A 9,882-nucleotide genomic window follows, 5' to 3' on the forward strand; every position below is an offset into this window, starting at 1 on the left:
CAGCGAAGTCCCCTCGGCGACGTTGCAGCATGCTGCAAAACCACCTTGGCTGTCGGAAAGACGCGGTTTGGAGCCAAAGGAAAAAAGTTGTCGCAGCCGGCGGCAGACGGGTTGCCGGTTTGCCGCGACGCAACTATAAGCGCTCACATCTGAGCGCGCCCATCGTCTAGCGGTCAGGACACCGCCCTTTCACGGCGGTAACAGGGGTTCGATTCCCCTTGGGCGTACCAGCAATTTCAACTCGGCATATGTCTATCGCCAGCGTGACGCTGGCAAACTTGGCCGGACCCCACCCACTCTGATGGGGGTGTCAGCAAAGGGCGAAGACATTGTGCCCAGGGCTCCCTACGCCCGCAGTCCCCTCGCCTCGCCGCCGCGCTTGCGCGGAGGAACCATCATGTCCCTGGCAAGCAGGCCGCTCACCCGGCAAAAGGCCATGAAGGCCCGCCATGCGTCTTCGGTCTCGACGATGTCCACCGTGGCGCCAAAACAGGCATTGAACGCGGCCTGGTAGGTTGGCCCCTTCCGGCGAACCGGCCACGTTTGCAGGAAATCGAGCGCCTGCTCGACACTGTAGATTTCCTCGACCGGCTGGCTGGGCACAGGCGCGATACGCACCGGCACCGCAAATTGCAGTCTGTCCATTCGACCTCTCCCGAACCGACACCCCCGCAGCAACATCGTTCGGCATAAAAAAAGTTGCCGTGGCGGCTTCATGCCTGGGCCGACTTCTCGCCTAGAAATGTGTCGTCACTGCGGTAGCCAATGAACCCGGCGGAAGCATTAGGCCGCTACAGGCAAAGGAGGACGCCCCTTGGCGTGAATATCGCAGGTCCTCGACCGTCGCCGGCAGTTCGTTCTTGAACCTTGGGCCTTCCAGTGCCAAATCTGGGGAGATTTCTCTGGCGGGGGCTCATCCAGCCCTCGCATCCCTGCAAGACGGACAAAAATGGTCACCTATCTCGACGCCGCCACGGCACCGCTCAGAAACACCGGCCAGATCCGTCTTTACGACGAGGAAGGCTTTATCGGCATGCGCAAGGCTTGCGATCTCACCGCGCGCTGCCTCGACGAACTGGTATCGATGGTGGCGCCCGGCGTCACCACCGAAGCGATCGATCGCTTCGTCTTCGAGTTCGGCATGGACCATGGCGCGCTTCCGGCGACACTCAACTACCGCGGCTACACGAAATCATCCTGCACCTCGATCAACCACGTCGTCTGTCACGGCATACCCGACAGCAAGCCGTTGAAGGATGGCGATATCGTCAATATCGACGTCACCTATATACTCGACGGCTGGCATGGCGACTCCTCGCGCATGTATCCGGTGGGCACGATCAAGCGTGCCGCGGAGCGGCTGCTCGAAGTCACGTATGAGTGCCTGATGCGCGGCATCGCGGCAATCAAGCCGGGCGCCCGCACTGGCGCCATCGGCGCCGCCATCCAGACCTATGCCGAAGCCGAGCGTTGCTCGGTGGTGCGCGATTTCTGCGGCCACGGCGTCGGCCGGCTGTTTCACGACGCGCCGAACATCCTGCATTACGGCAGCGCCAGCGAAGGCGTCGAGATGCGGCCGGGCATGATCTTCACCGTCGAGCCGATGATCAATCTCGGCCGGCCGCATGTGAAAGTGCTGTCGGACGGCTGGACCGCGGTGACGCGTGACCGTTCGCTTTCGGCGCAATACGAACACACGATCGGCGTCACCGAAACCGGCTGCGAGATCTTCACGCTGTCGCCAAAAAACCTCGACCGCCCCGGCCTGCGGGCCTAGTGTCTGGCAGATCGGGCGTTACCGTGCCCGGCAAATGCTGGGTGGGGCAGCCATGAACGGTGACGACGACGAGCGGGCCTTCTTTCCCGAAAGGCCGGTGCGATCGCCCGCGAAGGCGGTGGCCGCCGACAAGCCGCATTATCTCGGCCATCGCGACCGCTTGCGCGAGCGCTTCGCCGCCAGTCCCAACACCCTCCCCGACTACGAACTGCTCGAGCTTCTATTGTTCCGGCTGATCCCGCGCGCCGACACCAAGCCGGTCGCCAAGGCCTTGCTGGCACGCTTCGGTACATTGGCCGAGGTCCTCGGCGCGCCCGTCGAGCGCCTGCAGGAAGTGAAGGGCATCGGCCCGGCGGTGGCGCTCGACCTCAAGGTGGTTGCGGCAACGGCGCAGCGCATGGCGCGCGGCGAGATCGCCGGCCGCGAGCTGTTGTCGACCTGGACGCAGGTTCTCGAATACTGTCGGTCGGTGATGGCCTTCGAGGAGCGCGAGCAGTTCCGCATCCTGTTCCTCGACAAGAAAAACGCGCTGATCGCCGACGAAGTGCAGCAGGTCGGCACCGTCGACCACACACCGGTCTATCCGCGCGAGGTGGTCAGGCGCGCCCTGGAGCTCTCTGCCACGGCGATCATTCTGGCGCACAATCATCCGTCGGGAGACCCGACGCCGTCGCGCGCCGACATCGAGATGACCAAGCTGATCATAGAGACGGCCAAACCGCTTGGCATTGCCGTTCACGACCACATCATCATCGGCAGGAAAGGCCACTCCAGCATGAAGGGCCTGCTGCTGATCTGAGGTTTGGCGTTGTTTTCAGCTTTGTCCGCTATGCGCCTATGTACCGCAACGTCAAGGCGGTCGCTCGATAAATTCTGGCGCCGAGGCTCAGCTGGCCGTGCGCAGGCGCCGCGATCGGACAAATGTCTTAAGTCCCTCGGAGTCGAACGGGTGGCCAAAGGCATAACCCTGCAATATGTCGCAGCCCAGGCCCTTGAGTAGCCGTGCGTGCTGCATCGTCTCGACGCCTTCCGCCACGACCTCGATACCCAGCGATTTGCCGATTTCGATGATTGACGAGACAACCTGCCTTCTCTGCGGCGATTTGACGATTGGGGTGACCAGCTGCCGATCTATCTTCAGCCGGCGCGGCTGCAACTTCAGCAAACTGACCATCGAAGCGTAGCCGGTACCAAAATCGTCTATTTCGATGTCAATCCCCAGTTCTTTTATTTGCTCGATGTTCCACGTGACAAGATCGTCGTTCTCGTCCAGGAAAATCGACTCAACAAGCTCGAACGAAACTGTTCCTTTCTTGATATCTTGTTCTCGCAGGCTCTTGATAAGCTCCTCGTCTTGAAGGCGCCTCGCCGAGACATTGACAGACACCCGTGGAATGTTAAATTTTGCAGTGGACCACTCTTCGAAATCCGAAAGCGATTGCTTCAATATGGCTTGGTCGATGATCGAGACGACGTTCAGTTCTTCTGCAATCCTCAGGAAGATGTCGGGCGCCAAAATACCTTTTACTGGATGTCGCCACCTCGCCAGCGCCTCAACCCCAACGATTTCGAGCGTCTTTGCGTCAAATTGGGGCTGGTAGAACGGGATGAACTCGTTGCGCTCGAGGCCGCCGAGAATTTCGTCGGCAATCCGTTTTGTATCGACGATTTCGCTTTGCATCGCGTCAGTGAAGAATTCGTATCGATTGCGCCCACGGCTCTTTGCTCGGTAAAGCGCGATATCTGCGTTCACCAGCAGGTGTTTGGCTTCGACATTTTTTCCGTTGTCGACAGCGATTCCCACGCTGACGCCAAAACGGCACCGATGGCCCTGATAGTAGACGGGCTCGCGCATCTGGCTGATGACCCGATCGGCAAGCAGCGCCAGTTGCTTGGTATCGTCGCGTACCACGCACAGAACGATGAATTCGTCTCCTCCGATGCGGGCGACGAATCCTTCGTCGCCGACCTTCGATCTGAGGACTGTCGACGCGTGAACCAGCATCGCGTCACCGGCGGCGTGGCCCAGCGTATCGTTGATGTGCTTGAACCGATCCAGATCGATGTGAAGCAGTGCCGCACGCCCGCCTGAGCGCCTGGCGTTTGCCGCGTAGTCTTCCAGTACCTGGTCGAGGTAACGCCGGTTGGGCAAGCCGGTCAGCGAGTCATGAAGCGCAATGTGCTCTATGCGCGCCTTGGCCGACTCGAGTTCTGCATTTTTCGACTCCGACAGCTGTTTTGCGCGAACCAGATCCTTGTTCAGCAGGACGTCGGCAGTCACGTCCCATTCCGCGCCGATCATTTTTGGGGTGTCGTTTGTGGCCCGGTAAAGGATCGCCTTGGACCGGACATGACGGACCTCGCCATTCGGGCGCACAATCCGGTACTCCGACAAATATGGTCGTCCGCTGGCCACCGCCGTATCGAAATCTGCGTTGGCGCCAGCCAGATCATCTGGATGGATCGCTCCCGCCCAGTCTGTGTAGCCCCGGTGCTCCCCCGCTGGTTTGCCATATATTTCATTGACGCGTTCATCCCATGTAAGCTCGTTGGTCGCGAGATCGTGTTCCCAAACCCCGATAGCCGAAGCTTCCAGAGCGAGTTCAAGGCGTCGTGACAATCGGCGCAATTCTGCATAATTGCGCTGTCTTTCGCCTATCAGACGACCAGTGACCAGGAAAGGGAACACAACCAAGGCCCCGGCCGTCGCCATGATCGCGCGCAACAACCATGCGTTACTTGGCGTCGAAGGCCAGCCGTTCTTGGGAATGGCAGCGAGCTGCCACGAGCCGGAAGGAAGCAAAACGTCAGCCGTCACCGGATCGCTTTTGCTGATCTCCTCATTGCCGTAGAATTGACCACCTCGGTGACCGAGGGCGTCCCTGCCGATCAGCGCGATGTCGATCCCGAGATCGTCGTCAAGCATGCCGCTCGCTTTGTAAAGGCGCTGCACGTCGACAACGGCGGAAATAATGCCCCAGAACCTTTCCGTATTGCCCGCGCTCGGCACGAAAACCGGAAAGCGGCCGATGAAGCCTTGTCCCCCCTGCTTCAGCTCGACGGGACCGGCAAGCACCAGCTTGCGTTCATCTCGCGCCCTTAGCGCAGCCGCACGCTGCCGCTCGTTCTTGCGGTAGTCCAGGCCCATCGCCTGCTCATTACCCTCCATCGGGTACATCAGGGAAACGACCAGATCGGGCGCGCCGGCAATATTGTTCAATTGCGAGTCGGCGCCAAACAGATTGCTCGCCAGCGAGGCGAAGCGTTGCTGTCCCATATAAGGCTCGGTCACGACGGCGGCGACCAATCCACGCACGAGTTGAAGGTTTCCGTTGATATTGCCTTCGAGCTTGGCGCGGATGAGATTGACCTTGGTCAACACGTCCGCACGGACGGCCTGGTCCGAGACGACTTTGTTCTGGTGCTCCGCGAACGCGGCGCTGATAAGTATGACGACAAGCGCGATCGCCGCCGGAATATTTGCCGACGAAAAGACGACCTCCTTGATGCCGCCGAACTTAGCGCGGAAAAAAGCCAATAGGCGATTCCTCAAGTGCCATTTCAGGTTCCCGGGTCGACCCGATGAGGAAACATTAGCTTTCAATGTTTAATGTCACCTTCACGCTCCTTAGAGCTTTGCGCTTTCCGACCCGTTGCTGATGCTGCAGGCCCGAGCGGTTGGAGCCAGCTGCCGACTTCCACTGACATGGTCCCACTGATTGAGTTGAGATGCGCTGGCGCCGGCGATCCTTCGGAAGATCGAGGAGCGCGAGCGATTGCAAACTTCGACGCTCCGACCCGAGTACTCAGGAGCGTCGACCTGGACTAGTGCCCCTCGATCGCCTTGGGAGACACAAGGTATGGTATCTTGCCGATGCTGCGCTTCGTCGCGCCAATGGAATAGGCCATCGGTATCTTGGGAGAGTTCTCTGGCAAGCCGTACATATCCTTGCCGGCCCGCACGGCAAATGAAAAGTGCTGCCACGAAACAGTGTCATGCTCATTGAGAAAATCGAGCGTCAGACCAGCTGAAATCAGCGCATTCACCACGTCACTGATCGGGTGGATCCATTCATAATAGCGAGGATGCTTCAAGATGCGGTCATCGCCGGTGTAGGTCAGTTCCTCGTTCCAGGCGAGCGGTCGAGCTATCGGCGTTCGCCAGTCGTGCTTCAATTCCAGGGCCGCGGCCTTTCGATCGCACTGAAACATCAATGGATGGCCCTCGGCCATGTAGAGACGGCCGCCGGGTCTCAGGAGGTCGGCAACCACCCGCGCCCAACGGAAAACGTCGTCCAGCCAGTTTACCGAGCCCCATGTAACGTAAGCGATGTCAAAGGTCCGACCGAGCGCTTCCACCGCTTCGAACAGTGGCGCTTCCACGAAGCGCACGTCGGTGCCTGCCTTCGCAGCAAAATCCCGCGCCGCCGCGATCGCCGCCGGTGAAAAGTCGAGCCCCGTCACACTGCCTGCGCCGAGATTCTTCAGGCTGATCGTATCGAGGCCGATGTGACACTGCAGGTGGACGATATCCTTGCCGGCAATATCGCCGACCTCGCGCGTTTCCAGCTCGTAGAGATTGGATCCGCCGGCCAGCACATTCTCGATGTGGTAGCTGCCCGTTGTGTCGGTCGAGTGCAGTTCGGCCCGATCATCCCAATTAAGGCGGTTCGCACCCAAAAACCGTTCCAAATTCCCCCCACCCCTGACTGACGCATGGTAAACAAGTCGTTAAACTACCTTTGCAGCGAAAGTATCGCGCGTCAATCCGGACCGGGCGGCAGTTTGCCACCGTTCGCGGACACCATAGCTTCTGGAACGCTTGCCGCAGATCAAAGGCTTCTGGCGCAGTCGCCGCGCTTGGCAATAAGACCCTGCAGGCGCACCTGACGCCATCCTCGTGGTCTGCATGTGGATTGTCGGTTCCTCAGCCCGGCACAGCCACCATCGCGACATTTCGGGAGAGTTCGTTTGTGGGGGCACCTGCGCCCGCCGTGCCGTTCGTGAGTGCTCGAAAGAGTGCCACATAATCGCTGCACATGCGCTCGACCGTGAACCGCTTCTCGAACGTCTGCCGCACTCGTGCGCGATCGAGGCTGTCTATCCGCTGGAGCGCGCCCACAGCTTCCTCGACGGTATCCACGATCCATCCGGACACACCGTCATCGATAATCTCCGGGACGGCGCCACGCCGGAACGCAACCACCGGCGTGCCGCAGGCCATTGCTTCGATCGTTACGAGCCCGAAGGGTTCCGGCCAGTCGATTGGGAACAAAAGCGCTTTCGCATTGCCCAGAAAATCCGCCTTTTGCCGCTCATCGATTTCGCCAATGAACTCCACGTTCGAATGCCGCAGCACTTGCGGCCCGACCCTTTCCTTCCAGAACGACTGGTCCACCTTGTCGATCTTGGCGGCGATCTTCAGGGGAAACCCGGCCCGCGCTGCTATCTCTATGGCCGCTTCCGGCCCCTTTTCCGGCGAGATGCGACCGAGAAACGCAAGATAGCCAGAGGTGTTCGGGTGGAATGGCAGAAGATCGCGGGGCAGGCCATGATGCACGGTTCCAATCCAATTGACTGGCGGCACGGGCCGGCGCTGGTCGAAGGAAATCGAGACCAGGGGAACGTCGTCGAACATCGCATAAAGCTGCGCCAGATCGGGCAGGTCGAGCCTGCCGTGAAGCGTGGTAACCGTTCGTCTGGCAAAATCCCGAATGATGGGGAAGTGCAGAACATCGACGTGGAAATGCAAAACGTCGAACTCATCGGCTCGCCGGCGCACCCGTTCAAGCATCATAACGTGGTGCGCACCACCGTCCTGGACCCTGGGGTTCAGGCGCAGCGCGACGTCGCAACACGGCACCAGCTTGGCTGAGGTGCGAGAATCGGCGCTGGCGAACAGCGTCACCTCGTGGCCCTGTCGGACAAGTTCTTCGGTCAGATACGAAACAATTCGCTCGGTTCCACCGTAGGTTCGGGGCGGCACGGATTCGGTTAGCGGCGCGATCTGGGCTATTTTCATTTAGAAAATCTTTTCGGCGGCGACCGCCGTCTTTCAAACAAGCTTCGGCGGCAACCAAGACAAGCGAGAGCTTCTCGTTGCGAAGTATTCTATGCAGAGCGTATTTATAGTTGTGCCGTCCGTGCTCCTCCCGTGCAAGCAAGTTGCCCTTATTCAACTCCTCTGGATCCAAGAACTGCGATCCATAAGAAATGTTTCACCGGCTCGATAAAAAGACAGAATGAGCTACGCGCCGCCGCCCCGCCGCCCCCTGACAGGCAGCTTTGGATCGCTCGATCACCACCAAGTGATCCAGGCGTGCCGGTGCCGAATGGAACATAAAGCCCGGAATTCAGTTAGATAGCCGGATTTGGCTGGAGTACCGCCAGATGCGGAATTCCAGCTGGGCAGGGCACTACCGTGACACGGAGTGAGCGGCTTCGGGCGCATCTCGCCGAACTCAGGCACCACCTTGCCGAACTCGGGAGCCATAAACGCTCCCTATGGAGGATGCCATGAACCAGTGGACAAACGCCAGGCTCTGTGACGTAGCCAACCTGATCCTTGGGGCAATTCTGTTCTTCTCTCCCTGGATCTTCACGTTTGCGGCAGGCCCGCAGACGCAGAACGCCCTCGGCAGCGGAATCTTGATCGTCGTGCTTTCGGTTGCCGCCCTCGCAGCATTTGCCGTGTGGGAAGAGTGGGTGAATCTGGTCGTCGGACTGTGGGTTCTCGTATCGCCCTGGGTGCTTGGATTCCAAGCGACAACGGCAATGACCGTGCATGTCGTGATCGGCATTCTGGTCGCCGTGCTGGCGGCGATCGAACTCTGGATGATGTATCAGAACCCGCCGACCCAGTCGGCCGCCTAGCAGGCGCAGCCAGCCAGCGCCCTTTTTGGGCCTGACAGATCGATCGGTCGTCTGCCGGCCTCTCGGCAACAGCCGCCGGAGGCCGGGTAGGCGGTTGTCTGGACGAGAACCAAGAAGGATGGCGCATCATGGTCGGTGACAATCCGCGTTCGACGGCCAGGATTGCGGGACATCCTATTCATCCGATGCTGGTGCCGTTTCCGATCGCCTGCTTCGTCGGCACCCTGCTGACGGATCTGGCCTACTGGCGAACAGCGGAGATGATGTGGGCTGACTTCTCCGCTTGGCTGGTTACCGTCGGCGTGATCATGGGCTGCCTTGCAGCGATCGCGGGGCTGATCGATTTCCTGGCCAATCCGCTGGTAAGGGCACAGCCCCCCGCCTGGCCGCACGTGCTCGGCAATCTGCTGGCGCTGGCGTTGTCCATCATCAACATGCTCGTGCACACTCGCGATGCATGGACCTCCATCGTTCCCACCGGCTTGATCCTCTCGGCGGTTGTCGTGCTCATCCTTATCTTCACCGGTTGGCTGGGCTGGTCCATGGTTTACCGGCATCACGTCGGAGTGGCGGATTGATACGCGCAGCAAGCTCCATCAGTCAGACCAGGCGCATCACGGTGTCCGTGCTCATTTGCACTGCGGCGATCACTCTTGCAGCGTGCAGCGGCAACGACCCGGACCCCAGCAGTCAGATAGGGCCGAATCCAAAACTGCCGGAGCCGGTCCAATATTTCTTCCCGCCCATGCATCTCGCTTCCGTGGTCGGATGGAAGAACGACGAAAAGCCGACAGTCGCGCAGGGGCTGCAGATCCAGGCCTTTGTCAACGGCTTGCAGCATCCGCGGTCGCTTTATGTGCTGCCCAATGGCGATGTCCTGGTGGTTGAGTCCAAGGCGCCTGGCGGCGAACCGATCAAACGGCCCAAGGATTTGGTGATGGGCTGGATCGAGTCCTGGGTCACCTCGGGCGGCGACAGCGGCCCGAGCAACCGCATTACGCTGCTGCGCGACGCCGACGGCGATGGCAAGCCGGAGCTGACCAGCGTATTCCTCGACCACCTCAACTCGCCCTTCGGCGTGGCGCTGGTGGGAAGCGATCTCTACGTCGCCAATACCGATTCCATCGTCCGCTATCCCTACAACACTCAGGGGAATCGCATATGGCGATTTTGGGGTTGAGTTTAGGCTGAGAAAGGATTCTTTGGAGAGGCAGTTGAGCGAAGGAGCGACT

Annotated in this window: 8 protein-coding genes, 1 tRNA gene and 1 pseudogene; 6 read left to right on the forward strand and 4 right to left on the reverse strand. The window is 59.9% G+C overall.

Features of this window, described 5'->3' with window-relative positions; translation table 11 throughout:
- The first annotated feature begins 155 nt into the window (after positions 1–155).
- Positions 156–230: transfer RNA gene (locus tag NKJ35_RS28690), tRNA-Glu, on the forward strand.
- A 115-nt stretch (positions 231–345) separates the two neighbouring features.
- Here NKJ35_RS28690 and NKJ35_RS28695 read toward each other — a convergent pair.
- Positions 346–645, reverse strand: a complete 300-nt coding sequence (locus tag NKJ35_RS28695) for a DUF982 domain-containing protein (protein ID WP_254818355.1) — start codon at positions 643–645, stop codon at positions 346–348.
- A 304-nt stretch (positions 646–949) separates the two neighbouring features.
- On the opposite strand from NKJ35_RS28695, the gene map reads away from it, so the two are divergent.
- Positions 950–1,777: a type I methionyl aminopeptidase gene (gene map / locus NKJ35_RS28700; RefSeq protein WP_254818354.1), complete on the forward strand. Its 828-nt coding sequence runs from the start codon at positions 950–952 to the stop codon at positions 1,775–1,777.
- A gap of 52 nt (positions 1,778–1,829) precedes the next feature.
- Positions 1,830–2,576: a RadC family protein gene (gene radC, locus NKJ35_RS28705; protein WP_352650918.1), complete on the forward strand. Its 747-nt coding sequence runs from the start codon at positions 1,830–1,832 to the stop codon at positions 2,574–2,576.
- 87 nt (positions 2,577–2,663) lie between these two features.
- Here radC and NKJ35_RS28710 read toward each other — a convergent pair whose 3' ends face one another.
- The 3 genes from NKJ35_RS28710 to NKJ35_RS28720 form a co-directional block, all read right to left on the reverse strand.
- Positions 2,664–5,243, reverse strand: a complete 2,580-nt coding sequence (locus NKJ35_RS28710; protein ID WP_352650930.1) for a bifunctional diguanylate cyclase/phosphodiesterase — start codon at positions 5,241–5,243, stop codon at positions 2,664–2,666.
- Between the two features lie 359 nt (positions 5,244–5,602).
- Complete coding sequence (locus tag NKJ35_RS28715; protein ID WP_352479767.1) at positions 5,603–6,457, reverse strand: class I SAM-dependent methyltransferase; 855 nt, start codon at positions 6,455–6,457, stop codon at positions 5,603–5,605.
- Positions 6,458–6,704: 247 nt separating this feature from the next.
- Positions 6,705–7,799 carry a glycosyltransferase family 4 protein gene (locus NKJ35_RS28720; protein ID WP_352650921.1) on the reverse strand — a complete coding sequence of 365 codons (1,095 nt, stop codon included), beginning with the start codon at positions 7,797–7,799 and terminating at the stop codon, positions 6,705–6,707.
- A gap of 494 nt (positions 7,800–8,293) precedes the next feature.
- Between NKJ35_RS28720 and NKJ35_RS28725 the strand changes: the two genes are divergently transcribed.
- From NKJ35_RS28725 to NKJ35_RS28735, 3 genes and pseudogenes are all read left to right on the forward strand, one after another.
- A complete protein-coding gene (locus NKJ35_RS28725; RefSeq protein WP_254818350.1) occupies positions 8,294–8,650 on the forward strand; it encodes an SPW repeat protein in 357 nt (118 codons plus the stop codon).
- 128 nt (positions 8,651–8,778) lie between these two features.
- Complete coding sequence (locus NKJ35_RS28730; protein WP_254818349.1) at positions 8,779–9,228, forward strand: DUF2231 domain-containing protein; 450 nt, start codon at positions 8,779–8,781, stop codon at positions 9,226–9,228.
- Between the two features lie 68 nt (positions 9,229–9,296).
- Positions 9,297–9,806: pseudogene (locus NKJ35_RS28735) on the forward strand (PQQ-dependent sugar dehydrogenase); the annotation flags it as partial.
- Between the last annotated feature and the right edge of the window lie 76 nt (positions 9,807–9,882).

It is taken from the genome of Mesorhizobium sp. M0136, assembly GCF_040322515.1.
In the GTDB taxonomy this organism is placed as follows: domain Bacteria; phylum Pseudomonadota; class Alphaproteobacteria; order Rhizobiales; family Rhizobiaceae; genus Mesorhizobium.

What these genes read in the sequence shown, in the direction of transcription:
- NKJ35_RS28695 (WP_254818355.1), bottom strand. Translation starts at nt 645, where the DNA reads ATGGACAGACTGCAATTTGCGGTGCCGGTGCGTATCGCGCCTGTGCCC.
- map (WP_254818354.1), top strand. Translation starts at nt 950, where the DNA reads ATGGTCACCTATCTCGACGCCGCCACGGCACCGCTCAGAAACACCGGC.
- radC (WP_352650918.1), top strand. Translation starts at nt 1,830, where the DNA reads ATGAACGGTGACGACGACGAGCGGGCCTTCTTTCCCGAAAGGCCGGTG.
- NKJ35_RS28720 (WP_352650921.1), bottom strand. Translation starts at nt 7,799, where the DNA reads ATGAAAATAGCCCAGATCGCGCCGCTAACCGAATCCGTGCCGCCCCGA.
- NKJ35_RS28725 (WP_254818350.1), top strand. Translation starts at nt 8,294, where the DNA reads ATGAACCAGTGGACAAACGCCAGGCTCTGTGACGTAGCCAACCTGATC.
- NKJ35_RS28730 (WP_254818349.1), top strand. Translation starts at nt 8,779, where the DNA reads ATGGTCGGTGACAATCCGCGTTCGACGGCCAGGATTGCGGGACATCCT.